Annotated in this window: 25 protein-coding genes; 8 read left to right on the top strand and 17 right to left on the bottom strand. The window is 37.5% G+C overall.

The features are described from left to right. Positions 1–336: 336 nt before the first annotated feature. Positions 337–558: a hypothetical protein gene (locus ACTNEP_RS16985; protein WP_441163170.1), complete on the bottom strand. Its 222-nt coding sequence runs from the start codon at positions 556–558 to the stop codon at positions 337–339. Positions 559–719: 161 nt separating this feature from the next. On the opposite strand from ACTNEP_RS16985, the gene ACTNEP_RS16990 reads away from it, so the two are divergent. Continuing rightward, positions 720–1,490: a polysaccharide deacetylase family protein gene (locus ACTNEP_RS16990; RefSeq protein ID WP_441163171.1), complete on the top strand. Its 771-nt coding sequence runs from the start codon at positions 720–722 to the stop codon at positions 1,488–1,490. Between the two features lie 18 nt (positions 1,491–1,508). Here the strand turns inward: ACTNEP_RS16990 and ACTNEP_RS16995 are convergent, their stop codons facing one another. Then, positions 1,509–2,096, bottom strand: coding sequence for a KinB-signaling pathway activation protein (locus ACTNEP_RS16995; RefSeq protein ID WP_441163172.1), 588 nt, complete (start codon positions 2,094–2,096; stop codon positions 1,509–1,511). A 142-nt stretch (positions 2,097–2,238) separates the two neighbouring features. Here ACTNEP_RS16995 and gerD point away from each other — a divergent pair, with 142 nt between their 5' ends. Then, positions 2,239–2,910 carry a spore germination lipoprotein GerD gene (gene gerD, locus ACTNEP_RS17000; protein ID WP_441163173.1) on the top strand — a complete coding sequence of 224 codons (672 nt, stop codon included), beginning with the start codon at positions 2,239–2,241 and terminating at the stop codon, positions 2,908–2,910. Between the two features lie 156 nt (positions 2,911–3,066). Here the strand turns inward: gerD and ACTNEP_RS17005 are convergent, their stop codons facing one another. The 7 genes from ACTNEP_RS17005 to ACTNEP_RS17035 all read right to left on the bottom strand — a co-directional run bounded on the left by ACTNEP_RS17005 (position 3,067) and on the right by ACTNEP_RS17035 (position 11,141). After that, a complete protein-coding gene (locus ACTNEP_RS17005) occupies positions 3,067–4,113 on the bottom strand; it encodes a P-loop NTPase (protein WP_441163174.1) in 1,047 nt (348 codons plus the stop codon). Between the two features lie 78 nt (positions 4,114–4,191). Next, complete coding sequence (gene cwlD / locus ACTNEP_RS17010; RefSeq protein WP_441163175.1) at positions 4,192–4,908, bottom strand: N-acetylmuramoyl-L-alanine amidase CwlD; 717 nt, start codon at positions 4,906–4,908, stop codon at positions 4,192–4,194. Positions 4,909–5,483: 575 nt separating this feature from the next. Continuing rightward, positions 5,484–7,706, bottom strand: a complete 2,223-nt coding sequence (locus tag ACTNEP_RS17015; RefSeq protein WP_441163176.1) for a TRAP transporter permease — start codon at positions 7,704–7,706, stop codon at positions 5,484–5,486. 25 nt (positions 7,707–7,731) lie between these two features. Next, positions 7,732–8,304, bottom strand: a complete 573-nt coding sequence (locus ACTNEP_RS17020) for a DUF1850 domain-containing protein (RefSeq protein WP_441163177.1) — start codon at positions 8,302–8,304, stop codon at positions 7,732–7,734. Further along, positions 8,294–9,334, bottom strand: a complete 1,041-nt coding sequence (locus ACTNEP_RS17025) for a TAXI family TRAP transporter solute-binding subunit (protein WP_441163178.1) — start codon at positions 9,332–9,334, stop codon at positions 8,294–8,296. The genes ACTNEP_RS17020 and ACTNEP_RS17025 overlap by 11 nt, the downstream gene beginning before the upstream one ends. A gap of 171 nt (positions 9,335–9,505) precedes the next feature. Further along, a complete protein-coding gene (locus ACTNEP_RS17030; RefSeq protein ID WP_441163179.1) occupies positions 9,506–10,072 on the bottom strand; it encodes an NADPH-dependent FMN reductase in 567 nt (188 codons plus the stop codon). 13 nt (positions 10,073–10,085) lie between these two features. Further along, positions 10,086–11,141 carry an LLM class flavin-dependent oxidoreductase gene (locus tag ACTNEP_RS17035; RefSeq protein WP_441163180.1) on the bottom strand — a complete coding sequence of 352 codons (1,056 nt, stop codon included), beginning with the start codon at positions 11,139–11,141 and terminating at the stop codon, positions 10,086–10,088. Positions 11,142–11,326: 185 nt separating this feature from the next. Here ACTNEP_RS17035 and ACTNEP_RS17040 point away from each other — a divergent pair, with 185 nt between their 5' ends. After that, positions 11,327–11,674 carry a winged helix-turn-helix transcriptional regulator gene (locus ACTNEP_RS17040; RefSeq protein ID WP_441163181.1) on the top strand — a complete coding sequence of 116 codons (348 nt, stop codon included), beginning with the start codon at positions 11,327–11,329 and terminating at the stop codon, positions 11,672–11,674. 89 nt (positions 11,675–11,763) lie between these two features. Further along, complete coding sequence (locus tag ACTNEP_RS17045) at positions 11,764–12,675, top strand: VanW family protein (protein WP_441163182.1); 912 nt, start codon at positions 11,764–11,766, stop codon at positions 12,673–12,675. Positions 12,676–12,749: 74 nt separating this feature from the next. Here ACTNEP_RS17045 and ACTNEP_RS17050 read toward each other — a convergent pair whose 3' ends face one another. Together ACTNEP_RS17050 and ACTNEP_RS17055 are read right to left on the bottom strand one after the other, a co-directional pair. Further along, complete coding sequence (locus ACTNEP_RS17050; RefSeq protein WP_441163183.1) at positions 12,750–13,262, bottom strand: type 1 glutamine amidotransferase domain-containing protein; 513 nt, start codon at positions 13,260–13,262, stop codon at positions 12,750–12,752. Positions 13,263–13,452: 190 nt separating this feature from the next. Then, the gene (locus tag ACTNEP_RS17055; RefSeq protein WP_441163184.1) at positions 13,453–14,334 is read right to left on the bottom strand and encodes an AraC family transcriptional regulator; all 882 of its coding nucleotides are present in this window, start codon (positions 14,332–14,334) and stop codon (positions 13,453–13,455) included. 264 nt (positions 14,335–14,598) lie between these two features. Between ACTNEP_RS17055 and ACTNEP_RS17060 the strand changes: the two genes are divergently transcribed. Together ACTNEP_RS17060 and ACTNEP_RS17065 are read left to right on the top strand one after the other, a co-directional pair. Beyond that, positions 14,599–14,874: an Atu4866 domain-containing protein gene (locus ACTNEP_RS17060; RefSeq protein ID WP_441163185.1), complete on the top strand. Its 276-nt coding sequence runs from the start codon at positions 14,599–14,601 to the stop codon at positions 14,872–14,874. Then, complete coding sequence (locus ACTNEP_RS17065) at positions 14,874–15,605, top strand: SDR family oxidoreductase (protein WP_441163186.1); 732 nt, start codon at positions 14,874–14,876, stop codon at positions 15,603–15,605. Before ACTNEP_RS17060 ends, ACTNEP_RS17065 begins: the two co-directional genes overlap by 1 nt. A gap of 252 nt (positions 15,606–15,857) precedes the next feature. Here the strand turns inward: ACTNEP_RS17065 and ACTNEP_RS17070 are convergent, their stop codons facing one another. Together ACTNEP_RS17070 and ACTNEP_RS17075 are read right to left on the bottom strand one after the other, a co-directional pair. Continuing rightward, a complete protein-coding gene (locus ACTNEP_RS17070) occupies positions 15,858–16,709 on the bottom strand; it encodes an AraC family transcriptional regulator (protein WP_441163187.1) in 852 nt (283 codons plus the stop codon). A 597-nt stretch (positions 16,710–17,306) separates the two neighbouring features. Beyond that, entirely contained in the window at positions 17,307–18,023 is a 717-nt protein-coding gene (locus ACTNEP_RS17075; RefSeq protein ID WP_441163188.1) for a dihydropteridine reductase, read from the bottom strand. A gap of 271 nt (positions 18,024–18,294) precedes the next feature. Between ACTNEP_RS17075 and ACTNEP_RS17080 the strand changes: the two genes are divergently transcribed. Both ACTNEP_RS17080 and ACTNEP_RS17085 read left to right on the top strand, forming a co-directional pair. Beyond that, positions 18,295–18,663, top strand: coding sequence for an ArsR/SmtB family transcription factor (locus ACTNEP_RS17080; RefSeq protein ID WP_441163189.1), 369 nt, complete (start codon positions 18,295–18,297; stop codon positions 18,661–18,663). A 110-nt stretch (positions 18,664–18,773) separates the two neighbouring features. Continuing rightward, on the top strand, positions 18,774–19,550 hold the full coding sequence (locus tag ACTNEP_RS17085; RefSeq protein WP_441163190.1) for an SDR family NAD(P)-dependent oxidoreductase: 777 nt from the start codon (positions 18,774–18,776) through the stop codon (positions 19,548–19,550). 399 nt (positions 19,551–19,949) lie between these two features. Here ACTNEP_RS17085 and ACTNEP_RS17090 read toward each other — a convergent pair whose 3' ends face one another. The 4 genes from ACTNEP_RS17090 to ACTNEP_RS17105 all read right to left on the bottom strand — a co-directional run bounded on the left by ACTNEP_RS17090 (position 19,950) and on the right by ACTNEP_RS17105 (position 25,348). Further along, a complete protein-coding gene (locus tag ACTNEP_RS17090) occupies positions 19,950–22,940 on the bottom strand; it encodes a phosphatase PAP2 family protein (RefSeq protein ID WP_441163191.1) in 2,991 nt (996 codons plus the stop codon). 523 nt (positions 22,941–23,463) lie between these two features. Next, positions 23,464–24,243, bottom strand: coding sequence for an ABC transporter permease (locus ACTNEP_RS17095; protein ID WP_441163192.1), 780 nt, complete (start codon positions 24,241–24,243; stop codon positions 23,464–23,466). Then, positions 24,240–25,145: an ABC transporter ATP-binding protein gene (locus ACTNEP_RS17100; RefSeq protein ID WP_441163193.1), complete on the bottom strand. Its 906-nt coding sequence runs from the start codon at positions 25,143–25,145 to the stop codon at positions 24,240–24,242. The genes ACTNEP_RS17095 and ACTNEP_RS17100 overlap by 4 nt, the downstream gene beginning before the upstream one ends. Beyond that, complete coding sequence (locus ACTNEP_RS17105; protein WP_441163194.1) at positions 25,145–25,348, bottom strand: PLDc N-terminal domain-containing protein; 204 nt, start codon at positions 25,346–25,348, stop codon at positions 25,145–25,147. Before ACTNEP_RS17105 ends, ACTNEP_RS17100 begins: the two co-directional genes overlap by 1 nt. Between the last annotated feature and the right edge of the window lie 139 nt (positions 25,349–25,487).

Here is a 25,487-nt window from a genome sequence, read left to right on the forward strand (position 1 = left end):
TGAGCCAAGATCAAACTCTCAATTAAAGTTGACTTGCACTCGCTTCTATAAGCTAGCTTGTTTCATGTTTAAAATCATACTGGTTGTTTTGTTCAGTTTTCAAAGATCAATGTTGTGTCGTTTTTTGCGACGAAATATAATATATCACGTATCAAAAAGGAAGTCAATATCTTTTTTTGATTTTTTCTTTACTCGTTCATTTCTTCGTTTTCTAACGACGACAAGAGATAATATATCATAAACTTATGTAGCAAGCAAGAGGTTTTATGAAATATTTTTATTAAAAAAATACTATCTCTCTTATATAAATAAAGAGAGATAGTATCTTATTTGCTGCTATTCAATTTTCACTTTCTTCGGTATATACTTCTTAATCTCCTCTTCACTTCCCACACGTGTAAACAACTGAAACATAACCTTATACCTTTCACGCATTGCCTGTTTCACTATTTTATCTATTCGATGATCTTCTAAATCCATAAGCAGTTCTTCAAGTTCTCTTTTAATGACATACTGCAGTTCATGTTGCTCCTTATCATTAATTAATAATCCTAACATATTGTCCACCCCTGCTATCTTTATTTACCATTTACTCTCCCCGTCATTTAATGTCTATATTCCTTTTTTCTATCAAATATAAACATAATTAGACATCATATTAATGAAATACTGATCATATGATAGAGACAAGCCCCACTAAATGGAAGGGATGATTTTCGGTGAGACGTCTATATATTGTAGATATTAAAAAACAGAAAAAAGCATTCTTTATTATTCCAATTGCTTTATTTGTTGCACTGTTTTTATTTTTAGAATTTAATTATACCTCTACTGTTTTCTCGGATCAGGACAACCCACGAGCGTTAAATACAGGAAACACAAAACATGCTTCTATTGCTTTAACCTTTAACATCAGCCATGGCAGTGAACAAGTTATCCCTATATTGGAAAGGTTAAAAAAAGAAGATGTTCAAGCGACTTTTTTTGTGAGTGGTGAATGGGCTGAACGGCATCCGGACATATTAGAACAAATCGCAGAGGATAACCATGAAATCGGGATGCTTGGTTATCAATACCAGTCATATGTAGAACAAGAGATAGATGCAGTACGCAGTGATTTGAACAAAGCAAAGGACATTTTCTCCAAACTAGGTTACGAAGATATTTATTTGCTAAGAGCCCCTAACGGTCATTTGAACGAAGAAATTATCGGTTTAGCTGAAAGTCAGGGCCTAAAAGTGATTCATTGGAGTATTAATCCAAATGATTGGCAAAATCCAGGAACCGAGCAGATAACCAATCATATTCTAAATAATGTAGGCAATGGAGACATTATTTTACTCCATGCTTCTGACAGCGTAAAACAAACAGAGAAGGCACTTGAAAATGTTATTCCTAAGATAAAAAATGATAAAGAATTTTTGACTATTTCGGAGTTAATTACCCAAGCAGAAACTAATCAAGAAGAACTTCAATCCGAAAAAGAATAGACCATTCCCATGGAAGGTCTATTTCTTTTCGGTTAACCGATGGAGAATTAACAGCTGATATGTATTACATAAAATCAACGGTACAATCATCAACCAGGCATAATCTCCATTTTGCGTGCGTAAACCTGGAACCCACTCAATCGAAGTAATAACAACCATAAAGAAAAGTGCAGGAATAAACGCCTTTCTGTTTGTTTCTTTCGCTTTTATTCCCGCTATAATCCAACTATAAACAAATAATGCAATAGCAGTTAACAAGAATGGTGTAATCGTGCCATCCTCCACACTTCTATAGCGGAAATAAACCAGATCAAAGAGAGCAAACGCAATGATAACAACTTGAACGGTTGGCCAGTAACCACGAAATACCCCTAAAGCAAATTGATTGACTGTTAAATATGCAAAAAAGCCCATTTGACTAATCAAGCTAAAAACAAAACCCATACCAATGAAAAATATTAATAAACCTAATATTTCAAACCAATCAAAAGGATTCAGATTCTCTGCATAAACGCCTGCTTTAACAAAAAAACTTACAATCAGGGTGGAAAATCCTCCTAAAAGTAACGTAGAAAAGAACAATCGAACAACATTACGACTTTTCAAAATAAAATCCCCCTACTATTTATATCTCGTTAAGTATTTTACCACGAACTTCACTTTTTTTCGCTTGCCATACATATTAAATTATAAATGACTCCATATTATAAATACAGGTTATTTTTTTATAAGAAAGGTAGCGGTAAATATGAACCGACTTCTATATATACTATTTATTTCTCTACTGCTGCTTTCAAGCTGCGGCGGTGGTGGTGGTAACACTACAGGAAATAACGAAAATGATGGCTATGAAGGAACAAAACAAATGGTCGCAGATATTCTTAAAACAGATGAAGGAAAAAAGGCGATTACGGAAGTCTTGTCTAGTGATGATATGCAACAAACTTACGTGGTCGATTCAAAAGTAGTAAAAGATGCCATAACAGAGACGCTTTCCTCTGATAAAGGGAAAGAATTTTGGGAGAAGATGTTTCAAGACCCCAAGTTTGTAGAATCCTTCGCGACGTCATTACAGGATAAACAAGAAGATGTCACCAAAAATTTAATGAGTGACTCCGAATATCAGAAGAAATTAATCGAAATACTCAGCAATCCAGAAATGGAACAACAAACAATGTCCGTTTTGACAAGCCAACAATTTCGTTCACATTTAGAAAAAGTAATTGAAGAAACGTTTAATTCACCTATGTTCCAAGCAAAAATTGCAGATTTACTATTAAATGCTGCCAAAGAAATGCAACCTTCTGGACAAGGCCAAGGTTCTGGATCCGAACAATCCGGTGGCTCTAGCGATGAACAAGGACAGCAGCAAGAGCAAGAAGGACAAGGGCAGGGACAAGGACAGCAACAAGGCAGCTAAAAAGGCTATGAACTGTGACTACTAAAAAAAAGTGGAGCTAAAAAATGGCTCCACTTCCTTCTTATTAGAAAAAAGGCTAGTTTTTGTTATAGCCAAACCGGCCGTGGTTTCCTTTTGGTTCATTCGATTTCATACGTTGCTTTACACATTTCCTCATTAAAATTGGTTCATAATTTGTTTTGCCACCTCTAAATATTCTTTACCATTAGGATGGTCTTTCTGGTATACAGATGGAGCAAATACTCCTTCTTCTTCATATGGCTGTTGTAGGGAAAGTCGGCCAATTACTTTCGTATCGAGCACTTCCGCTAGCTTATCTCCCCCACCTTTACCGAATACAAATTCCTTTTCACCAGTTACTTTACTCTCAAAATAAGACATATTTTCAATAACGCCTAATATTTCATGGTCGGTGTTAATCGCCATTTGACCAGCACGAGCTGCAACAAATGCCGCAGTGGGATGTGGCGTAGTAACAATTAATTCTTTCGATGACGGTATCATATTGTGTACATCTAAAGCTACATCTCCTGTGCCTGGAGGCAAGTCCAACAATAAATAGTCAAGCTCTCCCCACTCTACCTCTTTAAAGAAGCTTGTTAGCATTTTACCAAGTCTTGGGCCACGCCAAATAACAGGGGAATTATCTTCTACAAAAAAGCCCATCGACATAATCTTGACACCAAAGCGTTCTACCGGCACAATTTTATTGCCTTTCAGTTTCGGCCTTTCTTCAACTCCCATCATATCTGGAACACTAAATCCATAGATATCAGCGTCAATAATACCAACTTTTTTTCCTAGTCTAGCTAAAGCAACTGCAGTGTTTACTGTAACAGTTGACTTGCCGACACCACCTTTACCACTGGCAATGGCAAGAAAGTTTGTTTGAGAAGCTTTGCTAAGTAAAGAGGGATCTTCTTCCTTTGTTGGCTGGAATTTAGCGATTACTTCTTCTGGTAACTGGCTAAACCGTAGCCCAACCGTCGCTGCTCCCAATTGTTTTAACGCTCCAACTAATTCTTGTTGCAGCTGCATTTGTTCTGCTGTATTTGTCTTAGCTATAGCTAACTTAACACTGACGTGATTTTTTTCTTCCTTAATGGAGACCTCCACAATGCCATTAGTTTCTTTAAAAGTCTTATGGAGGAAAGGGTCTTTCATTTTATACAAAAGATCGATTACATTTTGTTCTGTTAGCAAAATAGGTCACCTCGATATAAACTATTTAATCCTATTTGCTAGTATAACATAATTTAAGCATTATCTTAGTGAGATGCATCAACTGTTATCCGTTTGTTCTATCATATACTGCAAAATACCTTCATATATGCTTGCCGCCATTTTTCTCTGATAGTCTGGGGACTTTAATAATTCTTTTTCATCCTCATTCGACAAAAATCCAATTTCTACCAAAGCGCCAGTTGTTTCTGTATATTTTAGAATGTATACTTGACTCATGGCCAACGCTTCTCGATTGGTATTCTCTAAATTACGGCGGATTTCTGCTTGAATGGCTTTCGCTAATAATTCATTCTGTTCTTTCCCAGGATGAAAAAAGGTTTGCGCGCCTCTCCATTGTTTACTAGGTAGCGCATTTAAGTGAATGCTAAGAAAAAGGTCGGCTTCTTTCTCCTCAATAAAAGCTACACGGTTGTGAATATCTTCGGATTTTCGTCGCGATAAGCCCTTGGTTTCATCCTGAGCCAAATCATAGTCACCCTCTCTCGTGAGATAGACAATGGCTCCTGCCTGTTGCAGATAATCCTTGAGCATATTCGAAACATCCAAGGCAATATCCTTCTCCTGTGTATCATCCGATGCTTCAGCACCACCATCGACACCACCATGACCCGGATCAAGAACAATAGTTTTTCCAGCAAGTGGTAGTGACCATGTTTGCCATGAGTCCAACGATCGCTGCATCGGGTATTGCATAAGTATAATCAATAAGAATAAACCAACTAACCACAGGACAACTTTAAATATCTTCGGCATCCGATTTTCCCCCTATTATTCTCCTGTAATCACTATATGGGACAAGCGGAAAAGTTATGCCGATATTATGAAAAGAATATCGATAAAACCAAACAAACAGCACCACCTGAAAGCCCTGCAGGAAATAGCCCAACTGCATAGAAAACACTATAAAAGCGATTTTTTGCCTGAATTACGAAGAAGCATAGCAAGCACATCACGGTTTAACGATACTTTATCTCATAAAAAACAAAGAGATTGGGACGTAACCTAATCTCTTCACATCAACTACGTATTATTGCACAATATAGGGATACTTTTCATGAACTTACGTTTTATGATATCGAGTGCAAAGCATCCGCTCTGGCTGATCATTTCGCTTTCCGAGGGGCAAAAACCCGTGGAAAGGAAAGTGAACAGCCGGAGCGATTGTTACGCAGCTATAGCCTCTCAACAATTAGTACGAAGCAACATAAGTTAGTGCATAGTATGTTCCTATAAATATGAAAAAAATCCAAACGATTTCAAGGTCTATTTGAAAATCGTTTGGATTTTTGTGCTTATACATTTCTTTTATTTCAGCATCCTTTACTTTATTATGCTATTTGCTCTTTGTTTTTTCGATTTTTTGAAAAAAACAGTTGTAAAACAAGGATAATGGCCAGTATCGCTACCGCAATAATATCTGTCAGCAAATTATGCTGGATAAATAATAAAGCAGTCACCAGCGCAAGTATTCTTTCAATCCAATGATATTTTCTTATCAACCAATTTTGAATGAATGATGCAAATGCAATCATCCCCACTGTTGCGGTAAAGATTGCCCAAATCATCTCATACCAGCTCACATCCGTAAGCAATAAAATAGTCGGATTCAAAGTAAATACAAATGGCAATAACAAAGCAGCAGAATCATATTTAAACCCTTGAACACCAGTCCGCACAGGTCCTGCTTTAGCTATCCCAGCTGTAGCATAGGCTGGTAAGTTAATCGGTGGTGTATCATCTGCTAATACTCCATAGTAAAGGACAAATAAATGTGCAATTAAAACATGAACACCCATATCTGTTAATACCGGAGCCACAATTGCTGCCAATACAACGTAAGTTGCCGTTGTTGGTAGGCCTAAACCTAATAGTAAACATGCAAATACGGTTAAAATTAACGCAAAATATAATTGTGTATTATCTGTTACTAAAAAGCTTGGCATAGCATTAGTTAATGTTTCACTAAAACCAATGACAATCCTTGTAAATTTAGTAGATAAACCTGACGTTGTGATCACACCAATAAGGATACCAGCAGTCGCACATGCTACAATAATTGATAAAGCATTTCGTGCAGCAGTTTCAAAACCTGCTAACGTTTGCTTCCAACCAAAATGAACCGGTGGTGAATCTATTTTCATTTTCTTTTGCGATAAAGCAAAGATCAGGGCAATCCCTAAACTAATTAATAGCAAAATTAATATCTCTGACTTCCACCTAATTGTCTCCGCACTAAAGAAATTGATGTTAAAGATATCATTTAATGCTCGTAAACCTTGATTAATCGGGTCCATTAAAAGTTGTAGCAATAATGTGACGACGATTACCCCTGCTGCAATAAGCGCTGTACGACCAAGGTTGTCTTTGAAACGTTGCACAAAAACTGCTAGAACTAATAGCACAATAATCGAGAAGAATGCCGAGTTATTAACCGAAACCCGAACATATACGAGATAATACAGCAATGCGATTATCGGTATTAATAAATAACCTTGCTGCATTAAGAGCTTCCGACCTGACGCTAATTCACTCCGATCCATCCCTGTTATACCGTGTTTGGAAGCTTCAAAATGAACCATGAATAAAATTCCAACATAGGCTAATAACGCAGGAATAATGGCACTTTGAATAATTTCATAATAAGGAATTCCTGTGAACTCAACCATAATAAAGGCAGCCGCCCCCATAATAGGCGGTAAAAATTGTCCACTCGACGATGCAGCAACTTCTACACCACCAGCAACGTGCGGTTTGAAACCAACTCGTTTCATTAAAGGTATCGTGAAAGTACCAGTAGTTACAGCGTTTGCTGTTGAACTTCCCGAAATACTCCCCATCAAACCACTTGCTACAACACTAGCTTTAGCTGGTCCACCTTTATATCGGCCAAACAGTCGTAACGCCAGATTGATAAACATCTTTCCAGCACCTGTCGATTCAAGTATGGCTCCAAAAAGAATAAATATAAAGACAAACTGGGCTGATGCATAGATTGGGGTTCCAAAAATACCATTGTTACGATAAGTAATTTCATAAACGAATCGCTCAAAATCACCTCGTGTATGGTGAAATTGACCTGGCATGTACTCCCCCAAAAAGAAATAAGCGATAAAAACAAGGGCAATGATAACGAGTGGTTTCCCTACTACACGCCTTGTTGCTTCCAGCACTAAAATAATTAAAAGCAGACCAACAAATAGGTCCAAGTCTGTAGGTCGTCCTGACATAATAGAGGTTGCCGTTTGCTTCTGAATAATATAGGTTCCAACCCCCAAAGAGATAATTGCTAATCCAACGTCATACCAAGGTATAGATGTTTGGCTGAGACCTTTTTTAATTGGAAAAATACAAAAAACTAGGATTAATCCAATTGTTAAATGCAATATTAAAAATGTTTTGGATCCTATACCGGGTAATCCAAACCCAGCAACATATAAATGAAAAGCAGATAAAAAAACACTAATGGCTAATACTATTATAGCCCAAAAACTACGTAGTTCACGGTCACTCCCCTCTAACTCTTGGAGCATTTTCTTCTGGCTGTCATCCATCTTACATCCCTCTTTCTACATAAATTTACTTAATTGTGAAAGTCCGTACAAATCCCTCCCACCAGGATAAGTCGATTACATCGATTTCGATAATTTTTTTAACAAAGGGTTCTTTAGACAGGTAAATGGTTTGATCACGAAAGGAAAATGTGTGTGGATACAGGTTGGAAGGTTTCATTCTTAATACTCCTCCATGAATAGGACGGTTTATATTTCTCATTACATAAAAACCGTCTTTCAACTCAACATCACCTTCCCTCTGATAGGGCATTCCCGCTCCAAATGACTTTGTCCAACTTTCCATCGTCACCAATTCACCCGAAGTGGAGAATTGAAATACTTCTTTTACAGGAGATTTTTCTACTGAATGAATATATTCGTGGGAGAATGTTTCACCTTGGTCTATCTCACTTGTCCACAAAGCTTCTCCGGTATTCATGTCTGTAATAACTAGGAGATATTGAGGTCGATGCCATAAAAGTAAGCTTAACAAAAGAGTAATCACTACAACTATTACGATCATAAATTTCGGAAAAAAGGCATTGCTCAGTAGCAATGCCCTTTTTTTGTTTGTAACAGTTGCTCTTTTATTGTTCATCGAAATAGCGCTGTGCCCCTGGGTGTAAATCAATTGACATACCATCTTGTGCCGTATCAATTGTTAGATCGTTCCCTCGCTCATGGGCATTTTGCATGGCATCTAAATTGTCGAAAATAGACTTCACTAATTCATAAACTTGATCTTCAGGCAAATCATCTCTTACAATCAACATTGCTTGAACTGCTACTGTTGTTGCTGTTGCGTCAAAGTTTTCATACGTATTTTCATCTAAATCTTCTCTTACATAGTATGGATATTCTTCTTCTAATTGGGCAATTTTATCTTCATTGATACTTACAATTTTAATATCTGCACTTGCAGCTAATTCCTGAATACTTCCCGTTGGCGTACCTGCAGTTACAAATGCAGCGTCAATGTTACCATCTTGTACGTTTGTTGATGCATCACCAAAGTCCATCCATTCAGGACTGATGTCATCAAATGTCATATCATGTGCAGCTAAGATTTGTTCCGCATTCGCTTCAGTACCGGAACCAACGTCACCGACTGCTACACGTTTACCTTCTAAATCTTCTACTGTTTCAATACCACTATCAGCTAATGTGACAATTTGAATTGTTTCCGGATAGATAGTAAATGCACCACTAAAGCCGTCAACGACTTCTTCAAACATATTCGTACCTTCTTGAGCATAATAAGCAACATCATTTTGAATAAGCGCAAATTCAGCTTGGCCATCACTTAACTCATTAGCATTAACAACTGATGCACCACTGGAAATACCTGTTGCACTAACGCCATCAACGTTCTGATCCATAATTTCCGCCATTGCAACACCTAGCGGAAAGTAAACACCAGCTTCTCCACCAGTTAATACAGTAATATTTTCCACCCAATCTTCTGAAGCTTCTCCACCTTCTTCACTTTCTTCCGCATCGCCTTCTTCAGGTGCTGCTTCTTCAGTTGTTCCTTCATCATCAATGGCGTCATCTGATGCATCACCACATGCTGCTAATACGACACCTAGTAATAAAAATAAGATAAAAAACAAACTAAACTTTTTCAAAGTTAAAACCCCCTTAATACTATTTATGATTCTGCACGACGGTGTATGTATCCGTTTGTAGAATATATTATACCTAATTATATAAAGAATTGAAATAATTTCGATACAAAAAGTTAGGAAACTTGACATGAGCAAGCGCTTGGTTTCTTTAAAACCAAGCACTTTTCTTCTTTAAAAATCGTATTCAGCATCTTTCTCTTCTCGAATTTTTTGATAGGTTTTCGTTAATGTAACGGTATCCTCTAGAAGTCGTTCTATTCGAAATTTGACATCATCATTGATAATTTCCTTCCGATAAAAATCGACATCTTCAATATAAACGTAACTTTGCACTACCTGTGCTTTCATATATCCGAGAATGGGTTTCAATTGCTGTTCAGGAATTAAATAATGTCGTTGTGAACCAGCTGTTACAATCATGCTTACCACTTTACCTTCTAAAGCACCCACAGGCAATAAATCAAAGATATTTTTTAACGTACCTGGAATAGATGCTTGAAATATTGGAGTGCCGATAATTAAAGTGTCAGCTTCCATAATTGTTTCGGTCACTGTTTTCGTATCTCCTTGATAGTCGAGATAATTTCTTCCGTCACTGAACTGAATATCTAGCTCTGCTAAGTCAAGCAATGTCACCTCTGCTTCTGGATATTTATCTAAAAGCATATCTACTGCATATTGGATTGCTGTTTTTGTTTTGGAACCGACAATGGAACCTGCTATTGCGACCACCTTCATTGACTGGACCTCCTTATTTAGCTGTGTATTTACGAATTGCTGGTAAGACCTCTTTGCCAATTAATTCAATATTTTTACGTAACTTATCAAATGGGACGCCACCAAAATCCATTTGGGCAATATACCGTTGATGACCAAATGTTTCATGCTGATATAATATTTTTTCAATTACTTCTTGCGGACTGCCGATGTTCATGATATCGTGCGGATGAGCTCCTTGAGCGAAGACTTGTTTTGAAAAACCTCTCCCATTGGTCTTTTTCATCCCTTCATTGATAAATGGGTACGTTTCCCGCTGCGCCTGCTGGGTAGTTTCTGCTAAATAAAAGAAACCAGCTGTTGCAATCGGGAAATCCTTAGGATCATTACCTCCCTGCTCAAGTGCTCCACGATACGAATCAATTGTCCGTTTAAACACGGATGCTGGTCCTCCTAACATGGCAACGAAAATCGGTACACCAGCATAACCTGCCTTAACAGCACTGGAAGGATGTCCCCCAACCGCTCGCCAAATTGGTAAAGGACCATTGAAAGGTCGTGGTAGAACATGGGCATTTTTGAGTGGAGCTCGAAACCGGCCTTCCCAATCTACATATTCGTTTTGATTAATCTGTAATAAAAGGTCAAATTTTTCTTCATATAGTTCTTCATAGTCGTGTAAATCATAGCCTAAAAGCTCAAAATTTCCGACACGCGAAGCCCTACCTGCAACAATTTCCGTACGGCCTTTTGAAATTAAATCTATTGTGGCAAAATCTTCAAACACTCTCACCGGATCAAGTGTACTAATAATAGTGGAAGAACTGATAATTTTTATTTTTTCGGTTGCTTGTGCAATTGCCGCAAGGACTACAGAATGTGCTTGGGTTGTAAAATAATCCTGATGGCTCTCCCCAACACTAAAAATATCTAAACCAGCATCTTCTGCTAGTTTCGCTAATTCAATAATTTCATCTAAGCGTTGACTAGCCGAAATCCTTTCACCCGTTTCTGGATTCGGCAAATGGTCACCTAATGTATATAATCCAAACTCTAATCCTTTCTTTGGATCGATGCGAAATTTTTCCATTCCAAACAACCTTTCTGTTATCAAAGTTTGCTATCACATGTTATTATGAATCATAGAAGCGAAAAATGTAAGTACGCACTTAAAAGTAATATAGTATCTAAAAAGATACTATAGCCGGAGCAACATAACTACCTGCCTTTATTTTCCCTTTCAGAATAATGAAAGAGCACAAAGGAGGAACAATGATGAAATATGAACCGAATGCCTGTCGAGTAGAAGATGCTTTAAGTATTCTGGTCGGTAAATGGAAACCTATCATTTTGTTACAATTACTGAATCATGGAACACAACGCTTTAATGAACTTAAGAAAAGTATGCCCGGCATTACACAAAAAATGTTAACGAAGCAGTTACGTGAACTAGAAGCGGAGGATATTGTCAATAGAGTGGTCTATCCAGAAGTACCTCCGAAGGTAGAATATTCGATATCAGAATATGGTAAAAGCCTTCAGCCTATTTTGGAAGCCATGCACGAGTGGGGGGTTAAACATACGTTGCATAAGCAGGAGAAGTTAAAAAAGCAGCATGGATAGAGTCTCACGTATATAGATACTTATATCAACAATTTATTACATGAATTCACGCCTCCGAAACATACTAATGCTAGGAGGCAGACTAGCATATGAAAATTACCTATATAACGATCCTATTTTTATTTTTTAGCGAACCTAATATTCCTAGTGACCTAGTGGTGACATATAATGGAGAACCTATTACAAGTGTCAGTCGCGCAGATTTTATGGTACCATTTTTTGATGAACCAGTGATTGACCAAGACAAGTATATCGAATTGGTAAAGGAGCTGGAGAAAAAAATTTACCAAGCACCAATAAATGCCGTGATCGACCAAAATGGCACGATAGTTCCTGGAGAAGTTGGCCATAAATTACATCGCCAGAAATTTCATGAATTATTTTATAGCTATTTTTTTCAAGGAGAGCCTGCCAATATAGAAGTTCCTATCCTTACTATTCATCCCAATGTGGACAGTGAGTTACTGGCAAATATTCGTACACAACGCATAGGTCACTATATTACGTACTTTAATGCCAATAATAAGGAAAGATCACATAATATCTCTCTTGCAGCAGAAGCAATTGATAGCTATGTTGTATTTCCTGAAAAGACCTTTTCTTTTAACAAGGTTGTTGGAAAAAGAACAAAAGAAAAAGGCTATTTGCCTGCACCTGAAATTGTTCAAGGTGAATTAACAGAAGGTATAGGTGGGGGAATTTGTCAGGTGTCTTCAACCCTATTTAATGCAATTGACCGTGCTAGTGCACAAATTCTGGAGCGCTATTCTCATAGTAAAAAGGTTCCTTATGTACCCCCAGGACGTGACGCAACGGTTAGCTGGTATGGGCCAGATTTCACGTTCAAAAATAATTTTAATCAACCATTACTTATCCGGTCTAAGGCAATAGGTGGTAAAATGATCATTGAAGTATACTCTTCCGATATTATTGATTATACTCCACGTGAAGTACCTAATGCTTCAAAACGACTTCCTAAAGAAATAGAGATATTCAGGTAATGTAGCCGGAGCTAAATAAAGCAAAAATATGAAACATCCCCCGTAAGCTAAATCACCTACGGGGGTTGTATCGTTTATGACAATAATTGAAGTGATTCTTGAATAAACGCCGGAATATCGTCCGGTTGTCTACTAGTAACTAATTGCTTACCGCAAACTACCACTTCTTCATCATGCACATTAGCACCGGCATATTCTAAGTCAACCTGAATCGATTTGTAACCTGTAGCATCGCGACCTTCCAGTGTTTTGGCAGTAATTAATAGCTGCGGGCCATGACAGATAGCAAATACCGGTTTCTTTTCATCCATAAAATGCTTAGCAAATTTTACAAAGCGGTCATCCGCCCTTAGAATGTCTGGTGAAAATCCTCCCGGAATGAACAAAGCATCAAAATCCTCTGGCGACACATCTTCAATTCCTTGATCGATGGTTACAGTCGCATCTCCTTGTTTCCCTTTTACCTTATTGCCTGCTTCCTTTTCGATTGTTACGACTTGATGTCCCGCACCTTCGAATTCTTTCGCTGGTGACGTATATTCGACATCTTCAAACATGTCTGTCATTACTGTAGCAATTTTAGCCATTACAAGCACTCCTCCTTATGTTATAGACTTAGTATTCTCTTTGTAGTGAAATATACCACATGTGAGTTTTTGGTAAACATTACAGTTCTTTTACTATTAATACTATAGCGAATCAAGAATAGTCTAAGGCGTAACAGTAGGATGGCTCTAGTTATCCAACTAACGAGACGAATATTTCAGCATTAGTTGGTTAAAAAATTTCTCGAAGTCTTTTCAAGTCTTTCTTGGGGGACAAACCGAACTTTCGACGGTATTCGCGACTAAAATGAGAGGGACTTTCATAACCTACCTGGAACGCTGCTTCGGCAGCTTCTAAATTTTCTGTTAAAAGTAGTCGGCGCGCCTCTTGGAGCCGGATTTGTTTCTGGTACTGGATCGGGCTCATGCCTGTAACTTCCTTGAAATAATGGTATAAGGAAGAAGAACTCATTCTAGCTTCCTTGGCCAATTCCTCCACTTTCAAAGGCTTTGCAAATTCATAGTTCAGTAGCTCAATCGCCTTTGCGATCCGCTGATATTGACTGCCAACAAGCGCGAAATGCTTCAGGGTACCATTCTGGTCATTCTGAAGAACCCGATAAATGATCTCACGATTGACACTGGCCGCAAGTACTGGAATATCCTGTGGAGTCTCTAGCAACTTGATAAGCCGTATAACGGCGTCGAGGAGCGATTCACTTTTTGGGCTGATTACCAGTCCTCGTCTAGATGAACGTTTCGGAATTGCTTGATTCAAGGATTGAATGATTTCGAACATCTGATTCATATCAAGCTGTAGATTTACACATAAATAAGGTTTTTCTGGTGAAGCCTTTATGACCTGACCCGTTATTGGCAAATGAACGGAAGCGGTCAAATAACTAGCCGAATCATATTTATAGCTCTCTTCCCCAAGCATGACTACCTTCGATCCCTGTGCCACCACACACAAAGATGGCTCGTAAACAGAATGAATCGGTTCAGAAACATGGGATGCACGTACAAAGCGCAAACCTGGAATAGCCGTTTCATGCATACCATCGTTTATAACAAATCTCTCCATTAACTCAGCTAATTCCTTGTTTCGTTTCATGGATTACTCCTCCACCTTTTCCAGTTCATGGTTTCTTGCTATTTATACTATTATCTTTTGGAGGATTAGGCAATGATTGTGTATTTTCCAGCTACCGCCCTATATTTATATCGATTTATAATAAATTTGTGTTCAAATTTTTCAATTGGAGGTTTAGGAATTGATCAGCATTCTGTTACTGTGTCTGTTTTTCAGTCTATTAATGATTCAATCTGGCAAAGATCCTAGTCCAACTTCGACTTAAACGTGAAAGGAGATAGTGAAATGACAAAAGTCCATGTAAATTCGCATCCCTATGTCGGCATGTGGGTGACCTCAGATGGATTAATTCGGCACAAGTTACTGCCAAATGGAAGATACGACGAAGGTCGCGAGGACCGCGAAAGCGCTTATCAAGGTAATTACACCGTCAAAGGGGATCATATCGAATATGTGGATGATACAGGCTTTAATGCCGACGGTGACGTTGTTAACGGCGTGCTGTACCATGCAGGTATGGTCCTATATCGGGAAGAACTCAGTGAAGGGAGAAATGAATGATGTCAGCACTTAATGAAAAAGTTGTTGTTATTACAGGGGCAAGTAGTGGAATTGGCGAAACAACTGCACGGCTGCTCGCTAGCAAAGGTACTAATATTGTGATCGGAGCAAGACGTTTGGAAAGACTAGAGGCTTTAGCTTCCGATATTCGTGCAGAAGGTAATTCTGTGATCGTTCAACAGCTTGATGTAACAGACCTTAGACAAATGCAGGAAATCATCGAAGTAGCCCAAAGTCGCTTTGGACGAATAGATGCAATTGTAAACAATGCTGGCGTGATGCCACTATCTCCGTTGGAAGCCTTAAAAATCGAGGAATGGAACCGAATGATTGATGTCAATATTCGTGGCGTTCTCCATGGTATTGCAGCCGGTTTACCTGTCATGAAGAAACAAGGATTTGGACATTTCATTAACATAGCATCTACCGGTGCTTACGAGGTGGTCCCGACAGGTGCTGTGTACTGTGCTACCAAATTTGCAGTTCGGGCAATTACCGATGGATTACGGCAAGAGATCACGGGGCAAGACATTCGAGTAACCCTCGTATCGCCAGGAGTAACAGAATCAGAACTAGCTGATAGCATTACTGACAATGAGGCGAGAGAACTCATGAAAGAATATCGGCGTATCGCTCTGCCGGCGTCGGCCATTGCCCGTGCAATCGCCTATGCAATTGAGCAACCCACTAATGTCGATGTGAATGAAATGGTAATTAGACCCGTAATGTAGATTGTCTTATTACAGAGAAACAATATGAAGGCCCATTGTTTTTTCTAAAATGATATTTGCACACCTATCAGTTTTACTAATCTTATAGGGGAAAGTGAAGTAACCACAAATAGCCAAACTTAAAAGTTTGGCTATTTTTTAAAAATGGCGGGCGTTGATTTAGACAGGATTAATATTTAAGTATACGAATATGGATTAAGATTATTTCTTGAGCAGTAGTTTCACGTTGTAATCCACTCCTGGTATAAGTTCCTACTTTACAGGAATCCATATTTCTGAATATAAATCAGGACTGAATGGATTTTTATCGGAGTATACCTCTAACTCTGGTGTACCTGCGTGCTTGTAACCACTGGAAGGAAACCATTCTGAAAAAATTTGTTTCCACGCTTTTTGCATAGCATCCGGCATAGGGCCATGAACCTCAAAAACAGCCCATTTGGATGTGGGTATTTTCAAAGTTGATAATCCATCAGGCGCACTTCCCTCGTGTGCTGTACCTATCCAATAATCAATCGTTTGAGAATTTTTTTCAACACATACACCTACTACCCCTTCAACCGGACCATTGTTCCATTTAAACAACCGCTCATCAGTACCCTCTCTGTTTATCTTATCCCACATTTGTGGGATCCCCACTAGGTTCTCCTCATTAACCAATGAAAACTCCCGTTTAATCCCTACAACCTGAAATTCCTCACATTCAACAAATTTGACTTGCATTGGTTCTGCTCCCTTCAGACTTACCTGTACTACCAGGCGGTTATAAGACTTTAGCTTTCCCGTGTACTTTCGTGCTTCACTTGGTGTTACACCATGTTGCCGCCGAAAAGCCTTTGAGAAAGCTTCGGGAGTGTCGTAACCATATTTGTGGGCAAGATCAATAATCCTTGTCTTTGATCTTGTTAACTCGTAGGCAGCTAATGTAAGGCGACGACGTCGAAGATATTCACCAACAGATATATCAGTCAATATCGCAAATGTACGCTGAAAGTGAAAAACTGAAAAATTAGCCTGTTTGGCAATACTTTCAATCGAAAGGTCATCAAGTAAATGTTCTTCCATGTAGTCTATTGCTGCCTGTAATGATTCAACCCACGTCATGTCACTCACTCCTTATTTAAATCCTAACAGAGCATTATCTATTAATACTGTCTTCCAGTGCTTTGCTCGGACCATTCAGGAAATTTAAAACAATAATTTAACGATATAGATTTTCAACTCAATTATCCAAATACCCATTAATTAATTTCAATCATATTAGTCACATATTTGAATAGGTCGTTTTCAAGAAGACTTTTTTAATCTATTTCGTTTGAATATGGAGGTTAAAGTATTGGACCTTTATTACTTCCATTTCGTAACTTTCTGCTTCTATTCTATCATATTGCATTTTACATAATTTCCTTTGAAGTTAAACAATCATATAACCTTATTAAAAATTTTCTATAAAAGATAATGGATATATTTATAGCTTTGGAGGAAGTAAACACGCAGAAGTATTAGCAAAATTATTGATGAAGCTAAACATAAAGAAAAAACTACTTTTTACGGTTTAAGACATCCGCATTATTTCTATTTACTCAAGATTTAGGTATAGCATATCTGGTTGATTAGAAAAAAAACGCTTCTTATTTAAGAAAAGCGTTCATTAATGGAACAGTTATTTTAGTATTTATCCAAAAAAATAGTTTGTCTCGCTTAAATGGACAAATCCAATGATAAAAACTCAGACAGTTGTTGTTCATGCTTGTCGAGCATAATCTGTTCTGGCTTGATGTCCTGCTCACGGAGTACTTCAATGTTCTGCATAAGGAATTCATCGCTGCCTACAACATAGAAGATCCCATCCTTGTCTGCAGCAAAATTTTTCACTTCTTCATAGTAGTCTTTACGGTTATCGACGAACTTTGATGTGAACTTCTTGTCAGGTACGGATTCAAAAATATTAGTGAATAAGAAATCTTTTGATGAATCGATGTTCAGGGAATGAACTTGATTGACGTTGTCAGCACGTTCAAAATAACCAAGTACAAGCGGTCTGAAAGTTGCAAGGCCAACACCTGATGACAGCAGGTAAACATTTTTGTCCTCTCTTTTAAGTGGTACATTCGAATGCGTTTTAAATATTGCAACTTTATTACCGATTTCAAGATTTCTTAAAATCGTTTTAAACTCAGAGCACTGCTCTCTGATGCGTGTGGTGATACCAATTGAATTTTCGTGCGGTAAAGTGGAAATTGACATATGGCGAATTAGGCTACGGTTCGGTTTATCTCCAGCATTAAAACCTTGCAGTGCGAAGTGGGTATGGGAACCCTCTTCCCATGTAAAGTTTTCCGGACAGTCGAGCAGATACGTTTTAACCTCAGGTGTTTCATCAATAATTTTATTTATTTTCGTCCAGTATATTTGCATTATAAATTCTCCTTCCTTAATTATATACATCATTACTATCAATATACAGTAATTGAAAATAATTATCAATTAAAGGATTGATTATTTCAGATTCGTTAACAACATTTTTTGTACCATTTTTCAGCTGGCCATGGACGAGTAACGGATTCATGACCATTGCCATTTCTGAGTATGAAAAGAGATTGACCTTGAATAAAGATTGTTTTATAATCATTTTATAATGTCGAAAAGTTTAAACGTTTGATAATTAAATGATATTTGGAGGATTAGGATGCCTGATTATATTGAAAAAGATTTACTTCTAAAGAAAAAAGAAGCTTTATATAATGCACTCCAAGATTGTACGGAGATTTTTAAGGCCTTAGCCGATCCAGTTAGGCAAGATATTCTACTGATGTTTATGGTGTCTAAGCGTCTTAACGTGACACAAATTGTTGAACAGTCGCCTATGTCCAGACCAACAATTTCTCATCATCTTAAAATAATGAAAATGGCTGGCCTTCTTGATTCGAGAAAAGAAGCCACGGAAGTATTTTACTGGTTAACAGCTGATGACTCTATTGTGAAGCAGCTAAAAAAAATCATATCCATAGTTGAAGAAATTGACAATCATCCCGATAAGAAACATGACAGCTTCTAAAGAGAAACGAAATAATACTTTTCCACGTTCAGTTAAATAGTTGAGGAAGTATTATTTCTTCACTTAATGTTTAAAAGTTTAAACATTTGATTATAAGGGGGAAATAGTAAATGAATCGTTATGAAAAAAAGACCGCTTTAATAACTGGAGCATCATCAGGAATAGGGGAGGTATTTGCACAAGAGCTTGCCAAAAAAGGATGTAACCTCGTTTTAGTTGCTCGTTCAAAAGATAAACTAGATAGTTTATCTAGTAAATTGGAGTCCGAGTATCGAATAAAAGCTATAAGTTTACCCATGGATTTGACCGATAGCACTGCTTCGAAATTAATATGGAGCGAGTTAAAACAAAGTGGTATTAATATCGATATACTTGTGAATAATGCAGGTGCTGGCACATTGGAATCTTTTAATCAAATCAATCCATCACGGATACTAAATGAAATCCAGCTAAATATTACTTCATTAACAGAACTGACACATTTATTTCTTGACCCTATGATCAAAATGGAGAATGGTATTATTATTAATGTAGCTTCTATGACAGCATTTCAACCGACTCCTTACATGGCGGTTTATGGAGCTACTAAATCCTATGTATTATCTTTTACACAAGCATTATGGGCGGAAAACAGGGGGAAGGGTATAAGAATTTTAGCCCTTTGTCCTGGTGAAACAAAAAGCTCATTTCATACCTCATCGGGCTCAGACCATTTAAGTGGAAATAGAATGGAACCAATTGAAGTAGTGAAAGCCGCTTTTAGAGGAATAGAAAAAGGAAATAGTTATCAAGTTGCCGGTAAAACAAACTACATTATCTCCCTATTTTCTCGGCTGCTTCCTCGAAAAACGGTTCTAAACATGGCTGCTAACATGTTAAAGAAATAAATATTTTGATATATATTTAGTTTTGGGGGATTTAAGCAATCTGAACAGTTGGTTCAAAAATTAGAGAAACTTGACATTAAAAAAACGACGTTTACGATTTGAAAGCTACGCACACATCATTTTTATTTGCTCAAGATATAGATATTGCTTATGTATCAAAGCGATTAGGTCACATTAATATTCAAACCATACAGAATTATTATCTGGAATTAAAACCAGAAAAAAGCACCAGCAAGATGCCGATGCTTTAAATCTGTTAAGTGCTTTATAAGGTTCAAGTTGATTTGAACCAACTTGAACCAAAATGAGAGATGTTAGTTGCATACAATACGAAGTTATTTTATTTCTGACCATGACTTATACATTCTGATATTTTCATATATTTCTCAACATAAACGATTAAGCTTTTCTTCTTCTCATGAAGAGGAAGAACACACCACTTAAGAAGAGTAAAAACCCTGCTAATAAGTACTGATAAATCGTAGTGGCAGTTTCCGGTAGTTTTTGTCCGTCATCCGTAACAGGCTGTTGTTCCATTGCTTCTTGTTCAAAAACGGTATAGGTGCTGAAGTGATCAGTTTGTGCTGTCACTTTTCCATCTTGCCATTCTCCGCCGATTGCTTCCCATTCTTCGGTTTCTGGATTCCAATAGAACAGTTGCACTTGATCTTTATTATTTACTTTGTCGCTATCAACAGAAAAAGTCAGTGTCACTTTTTCGTCAAAGGTATTTAATCGTTTTTCGCCTTGTTTGATTTCAAAGTCATAGACCACACTCAATGCTTGATCAATGTCAGCTAAACGCTCTAACTGGATTGTTGCAGCCTTGGATCCATTAGTGAAATTGGAGGCAGCTAGTTGCAAGCTAACATTTTTTAACTGAATGATGATCGTTATACGGTGCTCCTTCAGCCATTTTATTTGGTCAGAAGTAAATGCTAAGTTAACAGAATCATTATGATCATGTAAATCTATAAATAATTCACCTTGATCAGCTAGCTGATAGAGCGAGTCTGTTTCGATCGTTGCTTCGCCATTGGTAACGTCAGGTGTTAAGGTAACACTGGTTTGTTTCTCCTGGTCTTTTGAGTCCTCAGGATCTTCTGGAGCGACAGGGTCTTTTGGGTCTTTGGGATCTTTAGGATCTTCCGGTTTAACAGGATTCTCAGGATCTTCAGGATCTGGTGAAACTGGATCTGAAGGATCGATTGCTTTGATATGTGCAACAACACTATTATTATTATAAGTGACAGTTACCTCGTAATCATCTGCAGTTACATGATCGAATTTACCTTTCACCTTGTCGGCGGTCATTAAAGTAATATTTGCACCCTTGTCTATTTCATAATGAGAAAGATCTAAATTCAGATCCCCACCATCAAGGTATAACAGCCCAGCTACATTTAGTTGAGTTTTATCATTATCCACTGCAATATCTAGGTTTCCAGCTTCTATTGTTAAGTTACCATTTACATGCAAAGGTTCATCATCTACATTAATTAAAACTGTACCATCTTCTACATAAAGATCACCTTCACCAAAAGCAGTCTTAGAAGTAGCTTCTAACGTCCCTCCTTGTAGCAATGTGCCTCCTGTATAACTATTATTTCCTGTCAATGTAAGTGTTCCTGTCCCTTGCTTGGTAAGCATACCACTGCCAGTTATATCATTTCTCCACCAGTCATGGGCATTAAATCTTCCTTTTGAAGCATCCATATTCACTGTTACATTGCTTAAAAACGCACCATATCCATCAGATGCTGTTACCAAATCAAGTCTTCCCCAACCATTTGATTCATCTATTACAGGGTAGCCTGATTCAATTTCTGTGGTATACAATACTTCTCTACGTTGTTTATCGGTCAAATAAGGCTGACGAGTTTCCAATAAAACTTCAGCCCCTTTAGGTACTACAGGGTCTAAACCTTTTGTGCCTGTTTGAGGTAATCCGTATGTAAGTTTTTCCCGATAAAATGCTTTATTGGCTTCATGATCTTCCCACTTTTCTTCATCGTACGCACTTTCAAACGTATACTCCTCTGTTACCGTATGTGCATATTCGTACAAGCTCATTTCTTTTGATGCAGCTAATTCACCAAATACTTCTCCAGCATTATGATAAGCCTTATCCAATACCTCTTGGTTTTCTGTAAGATTGTATGCATAGGCAGTCATTGCTGTAGCTTGTATTCTTGCTCCTATAACATCAAGTGGAGAGTGCATACCGGTCACTATTCTATTTTCTCCCATTTGAGCTGCTCTTGTTAAAAATTCAGCATATCTTTCTGGTGTTGCGTATGCAAATCCGAATGTTGATAAATATGCTGCACTTGTATGCCCGCTTGGAAAAGCTCCGTCTTTACCTCTCCCGTCTTCCGCTTTTCTTTTTACATATTCTAATGCAGGAATTACTTTTACATTCGTTTCATATTGCTGGTAATGTCTTTCTCCCGTTTCTTTTTTACCACCTGAAGGTAATTCCTCTACTGTACTTTCACCACTGCCGATTGTGTCCCAAACAGGTAATCCGTTCTCATCCACAACTTCTTTCACTTCTCCATTTGCATTCATTCTGTAAGGTCTTGGAGAAGAAAAAAAGTATTTAGCAGGATTAGACGAAGAGGGATTCCTAAACCTAATTAAATGAACTAAATCCATCGCATCTGCTAGTGCAGATCCCTCCCATTGCCCCATCCCTTGTGCTTCGTCTTCAACAGTCGCTTCTTCCAATACTTTATTCATCTCCTCTGCTGATCTGACAACACTTGTGATCGGGTTAACGATCTCTACGTAGGCATTCGCTAAAGGCCCATAAGCGTCCATCATACTATATATCTTATCTCGCTGATCATCATAATAGGCCGCTAACGCTTCTTCATCCGTTCTATTTTTAGTAACCTCTTCTACATATCTTATATTAGCTTTCCAAGTCTCTGGATCTCTGATTTCTTCGTTAGCATATGTCTTCTTGTCTGCTACTATCTTTGTCTTATCATTTTTATATCCATCAAAATAAACGGTAGGTCCATCACCATAATTTGCAATCTCACCATTTGCACCTGGTATAGTTAACGCTGTTCCATCTCTCCAATCTGGTTGATTCATAGACCATATTTGATCAAAACCATCTAAAATATGTATAAAAGGATTAGTCCTAGCTATATTCTTTAAGATAGAATCGTTAGCATTTCCGCCATTATCCACTGCTGGTAAAGGTCGCTCGACTTCAGGAGCATCTGTATTTATTTCTTCACTAGTCCCTTGTGGCTTTGCAGGTTTTGAATGTTCCTTTTCAGAATATTGACTAGCAGCCTGAACAGGAAGCTCAAAAGATGTGATAGTTAACACTGCAAGTAGTAGTATTATCGATATTTTTTTCATGAATTTCATACCTTTTTTCATTTCTCCTTTTTTTGCAGATTTTTAAATCACTTAACCACACTAGTTTCACTTTAATGACTGTATGTTAATTGAATGTAGGAAGAATGTTAAAATTATGTGAATTTTATGTAGAAGGGAAGAGTCTTATGACGAAAATTAATGAGTTCCGTTTTAGTAGAGAAAAATGTTAATCTAATATAATTACTTCTTGGTTGGTGTGGGAGGTAAGTAGCCGAGATGTTCCAAAAGTACATAGCTTGGAGTATTCAATTCTAAATTTAACATAAAAAAGCCCTCTCTGCTCAATAAGATCAAAGAGGGTAAAACCTTGATATGTAAGGTTTTTAGCGTTTTGAGAAATATACAGATATTCCTAAGTGTATGAAAAAGGACTAAAAATGACATTACTTGAACCAACATGATAGGTTTTAGTTGAATACATTTTGCTAATATAATCTATTGCTTTGTATGAAATAGTGTACAATGTTGCACAAACCTTACAAAAAGAATACCACACGGTAGGATACCTTTTTTATTCCAATAACTCTTTTTGCTTAAAGATTTGGATGGATGAGATGAGAACGACGATGATTATAGCAATTGTTGTAATAAAAGCTAGCAAGAAACTAGAATCTAGTTCTCCTGACAACAAGACCTGTCCTGTATGCTCAGTCATCGTAGCCGGACTCCATTTCATATACTTTCCTAGAAGGGATGTAACCGTCGAAATGGCAAAGACCAAAAAAATTGTAACAAAAGCGACACTGCCATTTCCTTTCATTATCGTACTAAAAAAAAGCGTCCATGTAACAACAAAAACTAACCATATGCTATAGATCACTACACTTTGAAAAATACGCTCAAAAGCAACTGGTTCAATGAGTAAACTCGTATAATACCAAGAAGCTACATATCCGAGAAACAATGAAATGAGCGTAATGGTAACTAGCCCAGTCCATTTCGATAATATATACGAGGAATAAGGCACTGGTTTAATCATGACCATACCGGCTACTCCACTCTGTCTTTCTGCAGAAACGACACCCATTGCACTCAAAACAAGAATAAGTACACCAAGCATCCCATAATTAGATATAACTTGCATTAATACTTCTTCCCCAGTGGGAGTAGGCATTTCAAGGATTGTACCTTCTGGAAGGCCACCAAAAGTGTCTAATATTTCCGGCATATAATACAAACTAACCGGCTGCATCACACCTAGCAAAATAAAGACAATTGGAATCCATAAAATTTTATAATTTCGCACCATTTCCATCATTTCTTTTCGATAAAGAACAGTCCATTGTGTCATGCCTTCACCACCTTCATGAATAAATCTTCTAATGTTGTTTGAGAAATCTCGAACTTACGAATCGGAAGTTTTCTATCCACGATATCTTTTAATAATGTTTGCTTCCCATTTACCATATCTTTTAATACGATACTGGTTTTATTACCTTGAATGTTTACTTCAGATACAAAGCTATAACTCGCTATGCTCTTTAGCCAATCGGTAACCTGTGATTCAAATTCAATTTGTAAAATAGGTTGTCGATACTCTTCCATTACACTTCCCAGGCTACCTGATATCACAATTTCCCCGGCATGCATGATAAGAATGTCATCACTTATTTCTTCTGCATCGTGAAGGACATGAGTTGAGAAGAGAATGGTTGTTTCCTCTTTAATCTCTCTCATCATGTCCAACACTTCCCGTCTCCCAAGTGGATCAAGTGCTGAAACAGGCTCATCTAAAATAAGTAATTTCGGACGATGAATTAGTGCTTGTGCCAATCCAAGGCGCTGCTTCATTCCTCCAGAATAATTCCCTATTTTTCTTTTCTTCGCATTTGTTAGGCCCATTCGTTCAAGTAATTCATCACTTCTTTTTTCTGCTTCTTTACGATTTAGCTTTGCTAATTGTCCTGCGAAAACAAGAAACTCCTTTCCACTCATCCAATTATGGAAAGTAGGATATTGAGGTAAATACCCAATAAACTGCCTTAAATCCTTTGCTTTTTCTCCTTTAAAATCAATATTACCTGAAGTCGATTCCAACAATCCCGATAGCATTTTTAATGTCGTTGTTTTCCCTGCTCCATTTGGTCCAAGTAATGAAACGCACCTGCCTTCTTCAATATGAAAATTGATTCCTTTAACAGCATTCGTATTTCCAAATCTTTTTACTAAATCACTTGCCTTTAATAACTCCATTAATCATTTCTCCTTCCAACAACGAAATAAAGCACTGGTCCTATTAAGTTGATAAAGAGAATAATAAGGATCCACAACCATTTTGGTCCGTTCGTTTTTTCTTCTCTAATACAAGAAACTAATGCAGTAATCATAAGAATTAAATGTAAGACAATAATTGGCGCAATCGCTCCCCATGGGATTCCATTTAACAGTTCATTCATTTTTTCTCCTCCAAATTATTTACCCTTAATACGATTACGTTCCTCTAATCGTTCACTCACGAAACAATAAATTAAAAAATCTCAGGAATTTGATCCTGAGACCTTTTTTTTAAATATTTTCCTTGCAAAAATAAGATAG

Origin of the sequence: Gracilibacillus sp. HCP3S3_G5_2, assembly GCF_052063305.1 — a bacterium.
Taxonomy (GTDB): Bacteria; Bacillota; Bacilli; order Bacillales; family Amphibacillaceae; genus Gracilibacillus.

Coding starts and splice junctions, on each gene's coding strand:
- ACTNEP_RS17040 (WP_441163181.1), top strand. CDS start 11,327: ATGAAATATGAACCGAATGCCTGTCGAGTAGAAGATGCTTTAAGTATT.
- ACTNEP_RS17060 (WP_441163185.1), top strand. CDS start 14,599: ATGACAAAAGTCCATGTAAATTCGCATCCCTATGTCGGCATGTGGGTG.
- ACTNEP_RS17105 (WP_441163194.1), bottom strand. CDS start 25,348: ATGAATGAACTGTTAAATGGAATCCCATGGGGAGCGATTGCGCCAATT.
- ACTNEP_RS17090 (WP_441163191.1), bottom strand. CDS start 22,940: ATGAAATTCATGAAAAAAATATCGATAATACTACTACTTGCAGTGTTA.
- ACTNEP_RS17095 (WP_441163192.1), bottom strand. CDS start 24,243: ATGACACAATGGACTGTTCTTTATCGAAAAGAAATGATGGAAATGGTG.
- ACTNEP_RS17100 (WP_441163193.1), bottom strand. CDS start 25,145: ATGGAGTTATTAAAGGCAAGTGATTTAGTAAAAAGATTTGGAAATACG.
- ACTNEP_RS17070 (WP_441163187.1), bottom strand. CDS start 16,709: ATGACGTGGGTTGAATCATTACAGGCAGCAATAGACTACATGGAAGAA.
- ACTNEP_RS16985 (WP_441163170.1), bottom strand. CDS start 558: ATGTTAGGATTATTAATTAATGATAAGGAGCAACATGAACTGCAGTAT.
- ACTNEP_RS17080 (WP_441163189.1), top strand. CDS start 18,295: ATGCCTGATTATATTGAAAAAGATTTACTTCTAAAGAAAAAAGAAGCT.
- gerD (WP_441163173.1), top strand. CDS start 2,239: ATGAACCGACTTCTATATATACTATTTATTTCTCTACTGCTGCTTTCA.
- ACTNEP_RS17035 (WP_441163180.1), bottom strand. CDS start 11,141: ATGGAAAAATTTCGCATCGATCCAAAGAAAGGATTAGAGTTTGGATTA.
- ACTNEP_RS17085 (WP_441163190.1), top strand. CDS start 18,774: ATGAATCGTTATGAAAAAAAGACCGCTTTAATAACTGGAGCATCATCA.
- ACTNEP_RS17045 (WP_441163182.1), top strand. CDS start 11,764: ATGAAAATTACCTATATAACGATCCTATTTTTATTTTTTAGCGAACCT.
- ACTNEP_RS17050 (WP_441163183.1), bottom strand. CDS start 13,262: ATGGCTAAAATTGCTACAGTAATGACAGACATGTTTGAAGATGTCGAA.
- ACTNEP_RS17055 (WP_441163184.1), bottom strand. CDS start 14,334: ATGAAACGAAACAAGGAATTAGCTGAGTTAATGGAGAGATTTGTTATA.
- cwlD (WP_441163175.1), bottom strand. CDS start 4,908: ATGCCGAAGATATTTAAAGTTGTCCTGTGGTTAGTTGGTTTATTCTTA.
- ACTNEP_RS17030 (WP_441163179.1), bottom strand. CDS start 10,072: ATGAAGGTGGTCGCAATAGCAGGTTCCATTGTCGGTTCCAAAACAAAA.
- ACTNEP_RS17015 (WP_441163176.1), bottom strand. CDS start 7,706: ATGGATGACAGCCAGAAGAAAATGCTCCAAGAGTTAGAGGGGAGTGAC.
- ACTNEP_RS17020 (WP_441163177.1), bottom strand. CDS start 8,304: ATGAACAATAAAAGAGCAACTGTTACAAACAAAAAAAGGGCATTGCTA.
- ACTNEP_RS17075 (WP_441163188.1), bottom strand. CDS start 18,023: ATGCAAATATACTGGACGAAAATAAATAAAATTATTGATGAAACACCT.
- ACTNEP_RS17065 (WP_441163186.1), top strand. CDS start 14,874: ATGTCAGCACTTAATGAAAAAGTTGTTGTTATTACAGGGGCAAGTAGT.